The sequence below is a fragment of the Microbulbifer sp. NBRC 101763 genome (assembly GCF_040371615.1).
Lineage (GTDB): Bacteria > Pseudomonadota > Gammaproteobacteria > Pseudomonadales > Cellvibrionaceae > Microbulbifer > Microbulbifer variabilis.
The window spans coordinates 36,096-53,153 of the sequence record NZ_BAABQV010000002.1 but is presented as its reverse complement, the minus strand read 5'-3'; the positions used below and the strand labels follow the sequence as shown (position 1 = coordinate 53,153).

The 17,058-nt window shown below is 53.0% G+C and carries 18 protein-coding genes; 13 read left to right on the top strand and 5 right to left on the bottom strand.

What is annotated here, in order from left to right:
* Positions 1-21 precede the first annotated feature (21 nt).
* The 10 genes from ABWV76_RS05585 to ABWV76_RS05540 all read left to right on the top strand — a co-directional run bounded on the left by ABWV76_RS05585 (position 22) and on the right by ABWV76_RS05540 (position 11,494).
* A complete protein-coding gene (locus tag ABWV76_RS05585; protein WP_020414152.1) occupies positions 22-768 on the top strand; it encodes a hypothetical protein in 747 nt (248 codons plus the stop codon).
* 27 nt (positions 769-795) lie between these two features.
* Positions 796-1,479 (top strand): RDD family protein, encoded by a 684-nt coding sequence (locus ABWV76_RS05580; protein WP_282952188.1) that lies wholly within the window; start codon positions 796-798, stop codon positions 1,477-1,479.
* A gap of 6 nt (positions 1,480-1,485) precedes the next feature.
* Complete coding sequence (locus tag ABWV76_RS05575) at positions 1,486-2,457, top strand: stage II sporulation protein M (protein ID WP_353375490.1); 972 nt, start codon at positions 1,486-1,488, stop codon at positions 2,455-2,457.
* Positions 2,447-4,024 (top strand): DUF4129 domain-containing protein, encoded by a 1,578-nt coding sequence (locus ABWV76_RS05570; RefSeq protein ID WP_353375489.1) that lies wholly within the window; start codon positions 2,447-2,449, stop codon positions 4,022-4,024. Before ABWV76_RS05575 ends, ABWV76_RS05570 begins: the two co-directional genes overlap by 11 nt.
* Complete coding sequence (locus tag ABWV76_RS05565) at positions 4,014-5,333, top strand: DUF4350 domain-containing protein (protein WP_353375488.1); 1,320 nt, start codon at positions 4,014-4,016, stop codon at positions 5,331-5,333. The genes ABWV76_RS05570 and ABWV76_RS05565 overlap by 11 nt, the downstream gene beginning before the upstream one ends.
* Complete coding sequence (locus ABWV76_RS05560) at positions 5,330-6,334, top strand: AAA family ATPase (RefSeq protein ID WP_353375487.1); 1,005 nt, start codon at positions 5,330-5,332, stop codon at positions 6,332-6,334. Before ABWV76_RS05565 ends, ABWV76_RS05560 begins: the two co-directional genes overlap by 4 nt.
* Entirely contained in the window at positions 6,331-7,728 is a 1,398-nt protein-coding gene (locus ABWV76_RS05555) for a DUF58 domain-containing protein (protein WP_353375486.1), read from the top strand. Before ABWV76_RS05560 ends, ABWV76_RS05555 begins: the two co-directional genes overlap by 4 nt.
* A gap of 111 nt (positions 7,729-7,839) precedes the next feature.
* Positions 7,840-8,457, top strand: a complete 618-nt coding sequence (locus tag ABWV76_RS05550; protein WP_353375485.1) for a 2OG-Fe(II) oxygenase — start codon at positions 7,840-7,842, stop codon at positions 8,455-8,457.
* A 166-nt stretch (positions 8,458-8,623) separates the two neighbouring features.
* On the top strand, positions 8,624-9,082 hold the full coding sequence (locus ABWV76_RS05545) for a hypothetical protein (RefSeq protein WP_157533568.1): 459 nt from the start codon (positions 8,624-8,626) through the stop codon (positions 9,080-9,082).
* A 219-nt stretch (positions 9,083-9,301) separates the two neighbouring features.
* Positions 9,302-11,494: a TonB-dependent copper receptor gene (locus ABWV76_RS05540; RefSeq protein ID WP_282952182.1), complete on the top strand. Its 2,193-nt coding sequence runs from the start codon at positions 9,302-9,304 to the stop codon at positions 11,492-11,494.
* A 150-nt stretch (positions 11,495-11,644) separates the two neighbouring features.
* Here the strand turns inward: ABWV76_RS05540 and ABWV76_RS05535 are convergent, their stop codons facing one another.
* The 5 genes from ABWV76_RS05535 to cysK form a co-directional block, all read right to left on the bottom strand.
* Positions 11,645-12,274: an outer membrane beta-barrel protein gene (locus tag ABWV76_RS05535; protein ID WP_245556707.1), complete on the bottom strand. Its 630-nt coding sequence runs from the start codon at positions 12,272-12,274 to the stop codon at positions 11,645-11,647.
* 48 nt (positions 12,275-12,322) lie between these two features.
* On the bottom strand, positions 12,323-12,580 hold the full coding sequence (locus ABWV76_RS05530; RefSeq protein ID WP_020414141.1) for a type II toxin-antitoxin system HicB family antitoxin: 258 nt from the start codon (positions 12,578-12,580) through the stop codon (positions 12,323-12,325).
* Positions 12,581-12,912: 332 nt separating this feature from the next.
* A complete protein-coding gene (locus tag ABWV76_RS05525) occupies positions 12,913-13,116 on the bottom strand; it encodes a hypothetical protein (RefSeq protein ID WP_353375484.1) in 204 nt (67 codons plus the stop codon).
* A gap of 82 nt (positions 13,117-13,198) precedes the next feature.
* Positions 13,199-14,038, bottom strand: coding sequence for a 3'(2'),5'-bisphosphate nucleotidase CysQ (gene cysQ, locus ABWV76_RS05520; RefSeq protein ID WP_282952180.1), 840 nt, complete (start codon positions 14,036-14,038; stop codon positions 13,199-13,201).
* 41 nt (positions 14,039-14,079) lie between these two features.
* Positions 14,080-14,997, bottom strand: a complete 918-nt coding sequence (cysK, locus tag ABWV76_RS05515) for a cysteine synthase A (RefSeq protein ID WP_020414138.1) — start codon at positions 14,995-14,997, stop codon at positions 14,080-14,082.
* Positions 14,998-15,196: 199 nt separating this feature from the next.
* Here cysK and ABWV76_RS05510 point away from each other — a divergent pair, with 199 nt between their 5' ends.
* The 3 genes from ABWV76_RS05510 to ABWV76_RS05500 all read left to right on the top strand — a co-directional run bounded on the left by ABWV76_RS05510 (position 15,197) and on the right by ABWV76_RS05500 (position 17,042).
* Positions 15,197-15,859 (top strand): lysoplasmalogenase, encoded by a 663-nt coding sequence (locus tag ABWV76_RS05510; protein ID WP_353375483.1) that lies wholly within the window; start codon positions 15,197-15,199, stop codon positions 15,857-15,859.
* An 80-nt stretch (positions 15,860-15,939) separates the two neighbouring features.
* A complete protein-coding gene (gene yrfG / locus ABWV76_RS05505) occupies positions 15,940-16,623 on the top strand; it encodes a GMP/IMP nucleotidase (RefSeq protein ID WP_020414136.1) in 684 nt (227 codons plus the stop codon).
* 41 nt (positions 16,624-16,664) lie between these two features.
* The gene (locus ABWV76_RS05500) at positions 16,665-17,042 is read left to right on the top strand and encodes an RNA-binding S4 domain-containing protein (protein WP_020414135.1); all 378 of its coding nucleotides are present in this window, start codon (positions 16,665-16,667) and stop codon (positions 17,040-17,042) included.
* Positions 17,043-17,058: the final 16 nt, after the last annotated feature.

The following is a 17,058-nucleotide window of genomic DNA, read 5'->3' as shown; positions in this document are numbered from 1 at the left end:
TTTAATGAGGACAATATAAGGATGAGTGATATCTACAAAGCTCCCGAGGCCGAGCTTGCTGGAGAGGGTGGAACTGGCGACTCTGGATCACTTGAGAAAGGCATTGCCGGGGATTATTCATTTTCTATTGGTGAAGCCATCAGCGAGGGCTGGCAGCTATCGAAAGGCAAGAAGCGCACAGTATGGTTTGCCATTATCCTCTATGTCATCGCGATTGCTGCAATCAGTTTTGTTGCCGGCCTTCTTACTGGTTACCCGGCATTTGATCCAGTAGAGGCCGGCAACGCTTCTCTCTCATCAACAATCATTTATAACCTGATCACTGCAATCGTAGGGGTTCCTCTGGTTGTGGGGATGATGATGGTGGGCATCAAGATCGCTCGTAAAGAAGAGACCTCTGGTACCGAAGTCTTCGCCCACTTCGACAAAATAGTGCCCTTGTGTGTGACTTACATCATCATGAGTATCCTGATGGCTATAGGTTTCCTTTTGCTGGTGATTCCGGGAATTTATCTGGCTGTTGCCTACATGATGGCTCTCCCCCTGGTAATAGATCAAAATCTGGGGCCCTGGAAAGCTCTGGAAGCCTCCCGCAAAGCCATTACTAAAAACTGGTTTGCTTTTTTAGGTTTCTTTATCGTATTGCTTCTTATCTACCTTGCGGGTGGTCTGGCACTGTTGATAGGTCTGATCTGGGCTATACCGCTGGCTTCTATTGCATACGGCGTCGCCTATCGCAAAGTCTTTGGCGGCCCCCAAGGGACATAATCCATTCGACCTGACAGGAGCGGTGGCTTGCTGGATACCACCTACAACGTCGAAACCCCCGAGGGAATCGACTTGCGTGCACGGGCCGCGGGGCCCGTGCCGCGAATTCTCGCCTTTGCGGTGGATTTGTTTTATCGCACATTGATACTGGCTGGGCTCGGTATAGCCCTGGCCTTTGCCGATACGGCAGGCATTGGTATCTGGCTCGTTTGCTCCTTCCTGTTGGAGTGGTTCTACCCGGTATTTTTTGAAGTGCTGCGCGGCGGTCAGACACCGGGGAAAAAAGCCTTTGGTCTGATAGTGGTAAACGACAACCTGACCCCTATTTCCTGGGGCGCCTCCATAGTGCGCAACCTGCTGCGCTTTGCTGATTTTCTCCCCTTTGCCTATGCTACCGGTGTTATCGCCATGACGATTGGGCGACACTTCCAACGCCTCGGCGACTTGGCTGCGGGCACCCTGGTTGTCTACCGGGAAGAGGACAAGGCACCCATAGCCCTGCCGGACAGCTCACCTGTGCCGCCACCACGCAACCTAAAACAACAAGATCAACGGGCCCTGGTCAGCCTGTTGGAACGCCACAATGACCTCAGTGAAGCCCGCCAACAGGAGCTCGCCAATTTACTCGAACCCATTACCCATAAGAGGGATGGCGCCGCGCTGGGTTATCTGCGCTCAGTAGGCAGTTGGCTATTGGGTGGCAGGGGCTAACGATTTATGCGACAGAGAGACTTCGAAAACCGCTATCGCGATAGCTGGGTGCAATTGGAAACCTGGTTAAAAAGCAGTGGCAAAAATACTGATGCAGCCACACTGGACCTACCCGCAGCCTATCGCGATTTATGCCAACAGCTGGCGGTGGCCAAGGAGCGACAATACTCCAACCGTCTAATTGACCACCTCAACCAGCTGGTAATGGCAGCCCATCACCAGGTCTACCGCCAGCAGACCCTGCGTCGCAAAGGCTGGCTGCACTACTTACTGTCGGGCTTCCCCCAGGCAGTGCGCGCCAACGGCCGAGTCGTAGCACTGGCCAGTGCCCTGTTCCTGCTGCCAGCACTGGTAATGGGCATCGGCACCTACAATAACGACGCACTGATTTATGCAGTGATGTCACCGGGGGACGTGTTATCCCTGGAGTCCATGTACGATCCAGGCAACCGCGTGCTGGGTCGCGAGCGTGGCTCCGACACCGATCTGGCCATGTTCGGTTTTTATATCAAGAACAATATCGGTATTGCTTTCCGCACTTTTGCCGGTGGCATCCTGTTCGGCCTCGGCTCCATTTTTTTCCTGGTTTTCAACGGTGTCTATCTCGGCGCGGTTTTCGGCCACATAACGCGGGTCGGCTTTGTCTCCACTTTTTATCCTTTTGTGATCGGCCACGGCGCCTTTGAACTAACCGCCATAGTCCTGGCCGGTGCCGCCGGTCTGCTTCTCGGCCGATCGCTGGTAGACCCAGGGCAACACCGTCGTGCTGTAGCCCTGCGCCTGGCCAGTATCGAGGCAATGAAAATCATGTATGGCACCTTCTTGATGCTGGTCATTGCCGCCTTCCTCGAGGCCTTTTGGTCATCCAGTACGGCGACTCCGATCAGTATCAAGCTGGGTGTCGGCGGCCTGCTGTGGTTACTGGTTTTTGCTTACTTCACCCTGGCTGGGCGCAGGGAGGAAAACAATGCAGGTTAAAAACCTGGCTGTGCAGGCGCGCCTACGGTCTCAGTGGGAATCCATCGACCTGGGGACGGCGCTGGCGAGAAAATATTGGCTGCCTTTATTCCTGGTGTGGCTGCTACCGGCCGCCCTGTTAATGGGTGCACTGGCAATGCTATTTCCCGGTGCTCCCGGTTGGTCGATGTTTGCTGTGTGGTGGCTTAAACCGGTTTTCGATCGCCTGCCTTTGTTTATGATCAGCCGCGCCCTATTCGGCTCACCGATATCGGCCTCGGCCGCTCTCAAACAGTTTTTCACGCAGAACCGTCACGACTGGCTGCTTTGGATTACCCTGCGCCGCCTGAGCCCAACCCGCTCTTTTGATCTGCCAGTCACCGTATTAGAGCAATCCAGTGGCAAAGCGCGCAGCACCCGTATCAGCATGTTGCACCGCAAGCATTCCAGCGCCGCCACCTGGCTGACGTTGACTGGTGTCCACCTGGAGGGGTTCTTCCTGGTGGCTGCATTTATCCTAATCTACCTGTTTATTCCCGAGCAGATAGCGGCCAACATCGATTGGCAGCCGATATTTAGAGGCGAAACTCTGGGGCTGGAGTGGATCTCTAACGTGCTCTACCTGTTTATCATGGCAGCGGTAGCTCCGTTTTACATCGTCTCGGGTTTCTGTCTTTATATAGGCCGGCGTATTGAACTTGAGGGCTGGGATATTGAAATCCAGTTCCGCGATTTGGTTCAGCGCCACCAGCGCGAACATCGGCCGCGTCAACGCGGCATTACCGGAAACTCGGCCGCATTACTCCTGGTTTTTACGCTCTCCTTCGGCTTCCTGGCTTCAGCACCGGATATAAAGGCAGACGCATTGGAGACACCTCAGCAAGCGCAACAGCACATCGATGAGATTCTCGCAGGCGAGGATTTTCACCGGGTGGAGGAGATCAGTGGCTGGCGCCTGAAGGAGAGGGAAAGCAGGGAACAGAAAATTCCCGAGTGGCTGATTGAATTTATTGAGTGGTTGTTAAACCGCTCTCCTGATGACGACAATGCCTCCACTTCCAGCTGGGGCCCTACTATTGCCCGTATCATCGAGATCCTGTTATGGATTGGTGTAATCGCAGGGGTGATCTACCTGGGCTGGCGCCATCACGACACCATCCTGAAGAATCTGCGCTGGCAGCGCAAACCCAAGCCAAAAGCCGCCGTGCCAGAAACCCTGTTCGGACTCGATGTACGCCAGTCGAGCCTGCCCGACGATGTGTGCGCAGAAGTGCTGCGCCTGTGGCAGACAGGGGAACAGCGAGCTGGCCTCGGTCTACTGTATCGAGCCACCCTGTCCCACTTGATTGAGGATTTCCAGTTTCACTTTGGCGATCATCTCACCGAAGCAGAATGTGCCCAGCTGGTACACCGGCGCCAGAGCGAGCCCGCGGAAGACCTGCCTTCAGTGACGGCTCCACTGAGCCAGTTTGTACAACAGCTCACCAGCGATTGGCAGCAACTGGCCTATGCCCACCGTAGTCCGGTCGATGCTCGGATGAGCGCATTGTGCCAGGAATGGCAAGAGGTATTCCGCAATGACAGTTAAACGTCTGTTGATCGGTATCCCACTGCTACTCTGTGCGCTGATGGTATGGGGGTTTTTAACGCTTTTTGAGCGCTACACCGAAGAGCGGGACCGCGGTTGGGCCCCGGAGGCGAGGCGCAACTGGTTCCTGGCAGCGGAGCAGTACCTGGCAGCTTTAGGATTGGAGCCTCGCCAGGCGGAAAACATTTCCGTATTGAATGAACTCTCCCCGGACGCCACCCTATTTATCTCCGATTCATCCCAGGTATACAACCCACAACGAGTGGATGAGCTGCTGGATTGGGTGAGTAGTGGCGGCCATGCCATTGTAGTGGCACGCACGGAGGGTTTTGATTTTGAGGAGCAGCGCAGCGAGGAGCGCGACTGGCTACTGGAGGCATTGGATGTCTCCATCATGGAGGGGCATGGGGAGTACTTCTTCGACAACCCTCTACAACAGCTGCTCGGAGAGGACGCAGAGCTGAGCCCTGAACAGAGCCCTGGCGAAGCCATGCGCGAATACAACCGCAGAATTGACGAAGGCGATTTCCCAGAAGAGAAAAAAGCTGAGACCAGTGGAAAGAAACCCCGCAATCCGGATGTAGGGCCGGAAGACCTGGTCAATCTACCCACAGATAATAGTGGCGAGATCCAATTGCATTTTAATGCCAGCCACCTGCTCTATCACCCAGGGCTGGACGACAATACTGTCGCGGGGGCACCGGTATTCTGGGCCAGGGTGTGGCGCGACGACGAGGCTGTGCCCTTTATACAATTCGAGCGTGGCCGCGGAGTTATTACCCTGCTGACTGACAGCGAAATCTGGCAATCTCACCGTATAGGACACTTCGATCACGCCTATTTCCTACAACTGTTAGCAGGTAATGGGGAATTTGTCTTCCTGACCCGCCCGCGCTTTGATTCTCTCAGTTACCTGGCGCGCAAGTATGCCGCAGAGTTTTTCCTCGCCGGTGCCCTGGCCCTGCTCGGTTGGCTGTTATTGCGCGCGCGCCGCTTTGGCCCCCTGCAACCGGCACCGGAAACCGCGCGTCGGTCCCTGCTGGAACATATCTCTGCCTGTGGCCACTATTACTGGCGCCATGATCGCTGCGAACAGCTATTGCGCGGTCGGCGCGCTGAACTTTTACGCCTCCTAAGGGCCACTGATGCCGATTCCACGGACCGGCACAAACTGGCTGTGAGACTCAGTGCCGCTACGGACCTAAGCGAACACAAAATCATCGCCAGCCTGTGGGGCTCACCGGCTACCAGCGAAGAAATTTTTACTGAACAAATGCGCAATCTGCAGCGAATCGAGGCAGCCCTATGAGCGATACTACCCTTCAACCAGAACAGCAAACCCACCGCGACACGCCTGACTGGCAGGCCGCCTCAGCCCAACTGCAGTTACTGCGCAACAATATCAATCGCCTGCTGATTGGCCAGGAACAAGTCGTTGACCAGGTATTGGTGGCCCTGCTGGCTTCCGGCCATGTACTGTTGGAGGGCGTGCCCGGCCTCGGTAAAACCCTATTGGTACGTACCCTGGCCAACTGTTTTGGCGGCAGTTTCCGCCGTATTCAGTTCACCCCAGACCTGATGCCAGCGGACGTCACCGGCCACGCCATGTACAACATGGGCGAGAGTCGCTTCGAAGTGCGCCGCGGCCCGGTCTTCACCAATCTGCTGCTGGCAGACGAAATCAACCGCGCGCCGGCCAAAACCCAGGCGGCTCTGCTCGAGGTGATGCAGGAGAAACAGGTCACTATCGACGGCACAGCGCTGCCTGTCCCCAGCGCCTTTATGGTGCTCGCCACACAGAACCCTATCGAGCAGGAGGGCACCTACCCTCTGCCAGAGGCGGAACTCGACCGTTTTCTGCTCAAGGTCCTGATCGATTACCCCAGCCTGGAGGCGGAGCTGCGACTGGCTGCTGCTGCCAGTAGTGGGCGTATAGAACAGCGCCTGCAGGAAAAGCCGACCGGTGAAATAACCATCGAGCAGCTGCAGCAACTACAAACACTGGTCCCCCAGATAGCCTTGGACCAGCAAGTACTGGACTATGCAGTGCGGTTGGTTCGTGCCACACGGGAGGCCACCCAGCTGCGCAGCCCAGCGGGCCCAAGAGCGAGCATTGGCTTGTTACAAGCGGCCCGCGCCAGCGCCCTGTTGCAGGGACGCGAGTTCGTTCTGCCCGACGATATCAAGGCGATGGCAATTCCGGTAATGCGCCACCGTGTCAGCTTATCCCCGGATATGGAGATCGATGGTGAAACCGCTGACAGCGCCCTGACGCAGATTGTCGATAGTGTCGAGGCGCCTCGGCTGTGACCCAAAGTGCTGCCGCCACAGAGGCACAAACTGCCCCAATTCAGCATGGTCATCCGGGACCCAGCCAACGCCTGGTGAAACTCCTCAGTTACTGGTGCCTGGCCGCTCTGGTGATCAGTATTGCGCGCATCTGGATACCCGCAGCAGTGGCACTTATCGAGACAGCTTGGTGGACAGGCGGGACCCTGCTGATCGGTGCTGCACTTTTGGACTTCCTTACCGGCCGCAGAATCACCGGGCTTGAGGGCGAACGCCGGCTGCCAAATAACCTGGCCCTTGGCGTGCGCAACAGCGCACGCTTGAAATTGCGCAACAACGGCCCGCGTACTTTACAACTCTCCGTCTGTGACAGCGTGCCACAACAACTGGCAACTACTGGTCTACCGCGGAGGGCAAAGTTACAGCCGGAACAGGAGGTCTCTGTTGAATACTCCCTGGTACCGCATCGCCGTGGTAGTGCCAATTTCGGTCGGATAGAGATCCTCGCTGATTCCCCTTGGGGCCTGTGGCAAACCCGACTATGGCTGGGTCGAGAGCAGTCAGTAAAGGTTTACCCCAACTTTCTCGGTATCTCCTCATTGCAGGCCCTTTCCACAGAGCAGACCCTGCGTATGCTCGGTTTGCACCAGCAACAGCGCCGTGGAGAGGGCATGGACTTTCGCCAATTGCGTGAATACCGCCAGGGTGACAGCCAACGCCAGGTGGATTGGCGGGCCAGCTCACGCCTGCGCAAGTTGATCAGTCGCGAATATCAGGACGAACGCGACCAGGAAATTATCTATATGCTCGACTGCGGTCGACGTATGCGCGCCAAAGACGGGGGGCTGAGTCATTTCGACCACGCATTGAACGGTTTATTATTGTCCGCCTATGTGGCAATTAAGCAGGGAGATGCTGTTGGTCTGCACGCCTTCGCCGCAGGCCAAGACAGCTCTGGGGGGCAGCTGCCACCAGTCAAAGGGGAAAACGCGATCAATCTGCTGCTGAATAATGTCTACGATCTGCACTCCGGAACCGGTAGTGCCGACTACAGCGGCGCAGCCCAACAGCTCCTGACCAAACACAAGCGTCGCTCACTGGTTATCCTGATCACCAACTTGCGCGATGAAGACAGTGTGGAGCTACTCGCCGCAGTGCGGCTTCTCACCCGTAATCACCTTGTGATGGTGGCAAGTTTAAGGGAAACCGCTGTGGACCGCCTTGCCCAAAAACCTATCGAAGACTTTTCCGGAGCTATAAAAGGGGCCGCTGCACAGGATTTCTTGCACCGACGCGCTCGCCTGCTTCAACAGTTACAGGCCTGCAATGTACTGGTTGTAGATTCACGCCCGGAGCTTCTCCACCAAGCCTTGGTGGAAGCCTACTGGTGCCTTAAGCGTAGCGGCAAAATCTAATCGGTAACCCTTTGGGGAAATTTTCCGGCCTGAGACAAGTAGCGCCAGTTAAGGGATAATAGCGATGTACTAAAAACAACAATTCCCAAACGCAGGGAGCGTAACACAAACATGTCCCGGCTCACTATCGACCAACTCGACCGCGCAGAGGTAAAAACCTCCCCTTATCCTCATTTCTACCTGGAGCGATCTCTGGCCTCTGACGATGCTACTGCTCTTATCAAAGAGTTCCCATCATTACAAAAGGGCGGTAGCTTCAATATCGCAGATGTGGAGGCCTCGGATCGCCTGCGCCATTTTATCCAACAGTTCGACAGCGCCAAGATACGAAAAATACTTGGGGAAAAGTTCGATCTGGATCTTTCTGATAAACCCATGATGGCAACTCTGCGAGGATATTCCCGAGCAAAGGACGGACGGATTCATACAGATTCGAAGAGTAAATTAATTACTGTGCTTATTTACCTTAACGAGGAATGGCCATCGCCCACCGGGCGACTGCGTATTCTACGCAATGGGGATGATATGGAGGACTATACCGATGAGCTGATCCCTGGCCCGGGTTCTCTACTGGCTTTCAAGGTGACCGACAATTGCTGGCACGGCTACCCAAGCTTTGAGGGCAAGCGGCAGTCAATCCAAATCAACTTCCTTACCGGCGATAGAGCAAAAAACAAGCACCAGTTTTTCCATGGAATCAGTGCAAAATTGAAATCCATATTTCGCTAATTTAGCAAAAACATTTTTATGAACTGATAAATATCAAGTCAAAGGATAAAAACGGCGATAACATTATTTATCCGGTGATGGAATTTCCCTTTCCAGCAGGAAAACCTGTTGCCACTTGGCACCGGGAAACTAAAATAGATCCCGGCAAATCACAGATCCGCTATTTATGAGCCGTAAGCGCACCCTTCAAAGCTGTCCGCGCCTGTCCCGATGGCAGACGTTGTTGCTTTTATTGGTATTTCTCAGCGTTCGCGGCTTGGTACCGGCTGGATTTATGCCAGCTGCTTTTGCAGCTGGTACGCCCTATGGCCTGTGCCATGGAGATAGTCGCAGCGCCTTGCTTTTAAATGCGCTGGCTACCCCACCTACCCTTGAGCACCATCACAATCACCAGGCTGAACACAGTAGTGGCCATAATCACGATGCGTTGACCGCGCATTCGTTTGCCGACAATCACTGTAATTTTTCTGCCGCTGCTACTGTTGCCAGTGTCCCAGTAGCAGACTTGGATTTGTTTTCTGAAGGGCAAACACCTCGCACTTCAACCCCCGGCTTCAACTTAGTTTCTGCTGTCGCCTACACTTTACCCCTTATTCGCGCCCCTCCCCGACCATCCATTATTTAAATATTTTTCGACTGTTTATGTCGTAATTTCCTGAGGCTCCGTAATTCATAACCACTGCTTGTCAGTATGTGGCTTTGACCTGCGTCCGCACATATAGCCTCAGAGGAAAAGGAGCTCCAGCTGGCCCTATTTGCCAGCAGGGAGAAACCCGCGCTCACCTGAAAAATGGGTGCGCCAATGCCTGTGCTCACGATGCAGGCAAATGATGGATAGATCAGAATGCAAAAAGTGATTAAAACCAAGCCTCTCAAGAAAAAAACTGCAGAGAAATTATCCGATGGATTTCACCTGCCCACTCCGCTCGCACTTGCGATTTTTGCCAGTTGTGCCTACCCAAGCAGCCTGTTTGCCAGTGAGACAACTGAGAGCAAGGATGAGGAAATGGAGCAGATGGTTGTTACTGGGGTAAAAACTGAGCTGCCCTTAAACCTGGTGACAGATCCGAAAAAACCGCGTCAGCCATTACCTGCTAATGATGGTGCCGATTATCTAAAAACCATTCCCGGATTTACTGTAGTGCGCAAAGGCGGAACCAGTGGCGATCCATTGCTTCGCGGCATGGGTGGCTCAAGACTGGGGATGCTATTGGATGGTGAATCCATGATGGGAGGCTGCCCTGGCCGTATGGACCCCCCTACTGCTTATATATTTCCCGAGAGTCTCGATGAAATCGAAGTAGTAAAGGGACCACAAACTGTCTTACACGGTCCCGGTAACTCCGCGGGGGTAGTGCTGTTCAAGCAATTGCAGGAACGCCCCACAAAAAATGAATGGGATATGCACGCGAGTCTGCTCGCCGGCAATGCTGAGAGAAAGGATGGGCTACTCGATATCGCCTATAAAACTCCACAGTTCTCTCTACGTGGGTCAAGCTCTTCAGCCTCTGCTGACGATTATGAAGATGGCGATGGTAACAAAGTGCATTCCAATTATGAGCGATGGAGCGGCATGGTAAACCTTGCCTGGACTCCTGATGACGATACCCGCCTGGAATTTGACAGCGCTTTCAGCGATGCCGAGGCGGCCTATGCCGACCGTGGCGTGGATGGCAGTAAATTTGCGCGTGAAAATTATAAAGCCAAATACCGCCACAGTAATATCGGCGATCTGTTGAATGCCGTCGAAGTGCAGGTGTATTACAACTATATCGACCACATAATGGATAATTACAGTCTGCGTGAACCCTCGGGAATGACTGCTAACCCCATCGCGATGAATTTAGACAGCGAAACACTGGGAGGCAAAGTAAGCCTACAACTTACCCCTGTAGATAATATCGAACTGGCTACTGGGCTGGACATGTGGAAAAACCGTCACCGTGGTCGTATGAGCATGAACCAGGCGAGGCTCGATTACCGCCAACTCAACTGGGATGCGGATGCGGAATTTTCCCAGCTGGGCATTTTTTCCGAAGCCAGTTGGCAGTTTGCTCCCGATCAGCGCTGGATCGCCGGTGCCAGACTGGATGATTGGGAAGTGAAAGATCTACGAGAGACCATCTCGGTCTCTATGATGTCCAAAGTAGATAACCCGACCGCTGGAGAGAGTCGCTCCGAGCAGCTACATAGCGGTTTTATACGCTACGAATTGGCGCTGCCGAGTGCCCCCAACAGTTCTACCACTCTTTATGCCGGACTCGGATACAGTGAGCGTTTCCCGGATTACTGGGAAATATTCGCCCGAGAAGGAGAAAACTCCTACAGTGCGCTCGATATTAATTCGGAAAAAACCACCCAATTGGATATCGGATATATTTATCGTAGCGAAAAGCTATCCGCCAGTATATCTACCTTCACCAGTGACATTCGAGATTATCTACTGGTCCAAAACGATTATCAGAAAGCAGCTGTACCCATGGGGATGGGTGACATGACTTCTATGAGCAGTGATATGGACATGGGGGAAAGCACAGATATCCGTACCACTGCTGTAGTCCGTAATGTGCAAGCCCGCACCTGGGGGCTGGAGCTGGATGCCAGTTACCAGCTGAGTGAAAACTGGCGCACGGAGTTAACCCTTACATCTGTACGCGGCGCCAACGACACAGACAAAACCACCCTGGCCCAACTTCCACCATTGGAAACCCGCCTGGGCCTGCATTATGAGCAGCCCCAATGGTCTGCTGGCGTATTGTGGCGGGCCATATCCAGTCAGGATCGCGTGGATATCGGCAAAGGCAATATTATCGGCCAGGATTTTGGCACAACGGATTCTGCCGATGTTCTCTCTATTAATGCAGGATGGCGGCCCGGTAACAGTTTGCTGATCACTACCGGTATCGACAACCTACTGGACGAAACCTACGCGGAGCATGTCAGCCGTGCCGGTGCAGAAATTCCCAACTTTCCACAGATATCAAGGGTAAATGAGCCCGGTCGTACTTTTTGGCTAAAGGCAGTTTATCGAATCTGAGATTCGGGGCTCCTTGTGAGCCCCATCTCTCTACCTGATGTTTGCAAAGCCAGTCACATGATTACGACTTAATACAGGTGGAAAAGAGGAAAATAGCAGCCGGCATTAAGTTATTGATAAGGTATTGCAAAAACGAATAAATTTATTGTTTTAAAAACGATAGGAAAAGTTCAAAGTCAACGTGCGCAGGTGTCCTAAATTTACTCTGTAAACAGAACCAATATCGTTATAGTTGTACTCCAGTGAAGTATCAAAATCCTGGGTCCACATAAAACGGTAACCAACCCCTAGATTCCAGAAGGTATCACTGCCACTGGCATCGATGACATGATAATAATAACCATCGTAATACCATTCATCATACCGATCCCCAAAGTGCCATTTGTCTTCATGGTGATACCAGTAACCATATTTGCGCACATCATTTAGATCAATATCTGCATAATTCCAGCCCGCCATCCAATAGAGGCATTGCACATAGCAGTTCAGGGTGAAATCAATCTTAAAATTAAGCCCAATTTGGCTGATATCCACATGGTTATCATCGAAGCGTGAGGCACGTAGTTCTACCTGCCATACCCCCACTGCCGGAGTAATACCAACGCTGGCATATCCAAAGAAATCCCTGTCACTATTGAGTTGCAGCTCTCCAGAGCCCAGTCCCAAGGTGCCAATAACCCGGTACTCCCCAGATTCAATTCCATCGAAGGGGTTGTTCCACTCTACCGCACTGGCTAAAGGGGCAAGCAGCATGGATAGAAAACACAGAACCACTCTCATTACCACCATCCTTGTAAGGCATCCCCGATACAAGCGCATAGTAAAAATCTATGCACTTTCGACATCAATAATGGCCCAAATGCCACCGGCAAAAGCCGGGTTTTCCTTCAGACTGTCCATCTCCTGAGGCTTGGGCACCGGTTCTCCTGCTCGACGCAGCTCCTCAAGGCGCTGAAAGATGGTCTCCGCCATTTTCTGCAAAGCGCCATCAAGAGTTTCGGCATAGCAATGACAATGCGGAAGGTCTGGCGCTATGGCACCAAAGCCGGCGTATTCAATATTGTGAAGCACAACCGGATAGCGCATTGGAAATTACTCTTATGCATTAACTTTCCAAAGCGTAGACGGGTTTCTATTGCCTGGAGTTTTTTTGGTAATAGAAATCAACGATTTTTTCAGAAAAATTTCTGGCTGTTTTTCCGTACAAAAACTGAGAGGAATAAGGAAATAATTCCACTATCAAGCCTCCATGAAACCCCTTACAGGAAAAATAAAACAGGATTTCCAGAAATCTATCCAGTACTTTTTTATGACTACCAAGGGAGTTTATAAAGGGGAAACTATTGATAAATATTGTCCGGTCGAAAGTGCAAATATGTCACTAAGGGGATTTTAGCAGTTTGAAATCAACGTAATATTCAACGGGGCATACGCCCCAGTAAGGCTCGGCGGGAAAAAACCATGCCATTGTAGGTTCGTTTCAGTAAATCCTGAGTTTCAGAAAATCCATCCTCAAGTGTTTCTGAGCGACGCTGTAACCAATCAATTTCCTGCTCCAGTTGCCGTCGTAGACAGCGTATATCATTGATTTGGCTAACCGCCGATTTCACCTGGTTGGACATGATGACGGCCTTTTTGAAATTGCGCACTTACGCATAAATATTCTGGAAGCGCCCCGCTACAGAAACGCGGGGCAAAGCAAGATTAGTTCACCGAGGATTCACTCGCGAGTAGTTCCTGCCAGTCAAAAGATTTATCTCCAATGACATAAAAGAACGGGTTAAGCAGGGAGTCCTTGCTGTTGTAGCGCAAAAGCTGAAATTGCTCGTCAATCACAGTGCCACCAGCGGCCTCAACTACAGCCTGCGCCGCTGCGGTATCCCACTCACAAGTTGGAGCCAGACGCGGATAGAGGTCCGCTGCGCCCTCTGCCACTAGGCACAATTTCAGGGAGCTGCCCATATTTTTGCAAGCCACTGTTCCCAGCTTGGCCTCTATACGCTCCACTAACTGATCCACGGCGCCAGCACCATGGCTGCGACTGGCAACCAGTTCAACTGCCTCACCAGCATCCAGGCGCGGTTTCAGCGGCCGTACATGGATTTCTGATTCGCCCGACTCGGTGCGTTTGAAGGCTCCCGAATCCTTGCAACCGGCATAGGTAATTTCCAAAACCGGCACGTGCACCACCCCCAGAATTGGCTCACCATTTTCAATTAAAGCCACATTTACCGTGAATTCTCCAGTACGGCGAATAAACTCTTTGGTGCCATCCAGAGGGTCGACAATCCAGTAACGTTGCCATTGGCTGCGCTCTGCAAAAGAAGGCATTTCCTGTTCTTCAGATAGTACTGGCACACCCTCGATCAGCTCTGCCAATGCCGGGGCCAGTATTTTGTGCGCAGCGAGATCAGCTGCAGTAACCGGTGAATCATCCGCCTTGGTGTCGATCTCCAGTTCAGCATTGCTGTGGTAAACCTCTAAAATCGCCTCACCGGCGCGTTTGCAGCTTTCAATCACCTGCTCCAATAATGCCTTATTCATTAAAAAAACTTCCTATTTTCAGTGACCGCCATAATAGGGTTTCAGGCGGAAAACAAATCTTTTACTGAAAGGTAGCGCTCCCCGCTATCGTAACTGAACACCAGTACCCGGCTACCCGGAGCAAACTCGCCCTCACGCTTTTTCACTGCGGCCAGGCTGGCGCCGGAAGAAATACCAATGAAAATTCCTTCCTTCACCGCACATTGACGCGCCATTTCAAAGCTGTCTTCCTCACTCACGAGAACAGTGCCATCGAGTACTTCGGTATTGAGCACCTCCGGAATAAAACCAGCGCCAATGCCCTGCAAGCGGTGTAAACCTTTCTCGCCACCGCTGATTACCGGTGACTTTTCCGGTTCGACCGCAAAAACCTGCAATTTGGGGAAACTCTCCTTCAGGACTTCACCACAACCGGTAATATGACCACCAGTACCAACACCGGTAATCAGGTAATCCAAACCTTCGGGAAAGTCTTCCAGGATTTCTTTCGCAGTGGTACTCCTGTGCACCTGAGCATTTGCGCGGTTGCGGAATTGCTGTGGCATCCAGCTATGTTGATGCTGGGATAAAAGCTCCTCAGCTTTGGCAATAGCGCCTCCCATACCCTGCTCCTTGGGCGTCAGGACCAGCTCAGCCCCCATCGCTTTCATTACCTGGCGGCGCTCCAAAGACATGGACTCAGGCATGGTAAGGATCAGACGATACCCTTTTACTGCTGCCACCATCGCGAGACCTATACCGGTATTGCCTGAAGTGGGTTCGATAATAACGCCGCCAGGCTGCAAAATACCGCGGCGTTCTGCATCCTCAATCATCGCCAGGGCAATACGATCCTTAATACTGCTCCCCGGATTAAAGCGCTCCACTTTCATCCACACCTCAATATCGGGGCGGAACATATGGTTAATTCTTACATGTGGGGTATTGCCGATGGTTTCCAGAATATTGGCTGCCTTCATCGATGAAGCTCTCCGTTAATGACGTCCACGGCATACAAACCAACCTGCCGGGACAATAAATGTCAGTTCGCGAATATTAACCCAGATGCTGCGCATCCTGAGATTTCACAGGTAAAAATCCAAGACTGCTGAGAAAGCTGTTAGATTCCCTCCGGGGATTACATCGGATAACAATAAACAGATCTCAAAGAGTACCGCTATGACCATCAATGCCACTACCACCTCACCGTCAGAGTATCTGTCTCCGGCCACATTCATCCTTTGCGCAGCCCTCTTTATGCTGCTAGAAGGTTTAGGGGTTCAGGGCCTGTGGATGGCTTCGCTGAAAGCCCTGCCTATTGCGATACTCGGTCTCATGGCACTGCGCCATCTGGGTGGGCTCACCCGCCGTCTAACCCTCGTGGCCCTGTCCTTTTCCGCCCTGGGCGATGTGCTGCTGGAAATGGATTTTCTTAATCAGTTTGTCTTTGGCCTTGGGGCTTTCTTATTAGCGCAACTGGTCTATGCCGCAAACTTCCTGCGCTTTGCGAACTTCCGTAACAGGCGCAGCCTGCTGCGTATTGTGCCAGTAATCCTTGCAGCGGTATTGTTGGCACAACTGATTCTTCCAGCTACGGGAGAGCTGGCGCCGGCGGTATTGGTTTATTTGCTTGCAATCGTCGCTATGGCTCTCGCAGCCGCAGCTCACCGTGGGCACTCTGGCCTGCTGTTCACTGGGGCACTTGTTTTTCTGTTGTCCGATACACTGATCGCCCTGAATAAGTTCATCACGCCGCTACCCTTTGCCGATACGGCAATCATGCTTACCTATTACAGTGCGCAACTTGCCATCCTGTACGGAGTCCGTCGGGCGCAGGCATAATAGGCCCTGTCATTGGGAGGAGACGCAAGCCAGCTACACTTTGGCTTCCCGCCCTCACCATAAGGAGGTAGACAGGCCGCATGCTCGACTGGCGAAGTATCAATACCGTATTACTGGATATGGACGGCACCCTGCTGGATTTGCACTACGATAACCACTTTTGGCTCGACCATCTGCCAAAGCGCTATGCGCAGGTACACGGTCTGGACCCAAAGCAGGCACAGCTAAAGCTTGAGAAGGAGATCGATGCACGCCGCGGCACTCTCGAGTGGTACTGCCTGGACTTCTGGGCTGAAGCGTTGCAGCTGGATATCCTGGCCATACTGCGTGAGATTGAAGGACGTATTGCCCTGCGCCCTCACACAGAGGCCTTCCTACAGGGCCTGCAACAGCTTCAAAAACCCACCTTCCTCGTCACCAATGCGCACCGCCTGGGGCTCGACCATAAGCTGGAGATCACCGGAATCGGCCGCTGGTTTGACGATATTATTTCCTCCCATGACTATGGACATGCCAAGGAAAGCGAGCACTTTTGGCACGCCCTGCGCAAAGAGGTGGGATTTGATCCCGAGCGCACTCTCTTCGTGGACGATAACCAAAGTGTGTTGGCTGCGGCACAGGATTATGGCATCGCCAACCTGCTATGCATTCGCCAGCCGGATAGCCGGGGCCCCAGGCGGGAAGTAACCGACTTCCCGGCCATCCATCACTTCGATGAAATAATGGCCCTGGAGACAGGCGCCACTCATACCGGCCAGGGATAAAGCAACACCCTGGCAACGCACTCAGTAAAATTTCGGATTAAATGGAAAAAGTACGTATCGACAAGTGGCTCTGGGCCGCACGTTTCTTCAAGACCCGCAGTATCGCCAAGCAAGCTATCGATGGGGGCAAGGTGCACGCCGATGGCCAGCGAGTCAAAGCCAGTAAGGAAGTCTCCGTTGGAGCCGTCCTGAGTATTCGCCAGGGCTGGGACCAGCTTGAGGTCGAAGTTATCGCACTATCCGACCAGCGTCGCAGCGCCGACATCGCCCGCACCCTTTACCGCGAGACCGATGAAAGTATCGACCGACGTGAACGCGAGCGCAGCGAGCGCCAGGCAGCCAATGCGGGTATCCAGCGTGAACGCCCCAATAAGAAGCAGCGCCGCCAGATTCACCGTTTCCTGCGTGAGCAGAAGTAGGCCCAAATAATCAATG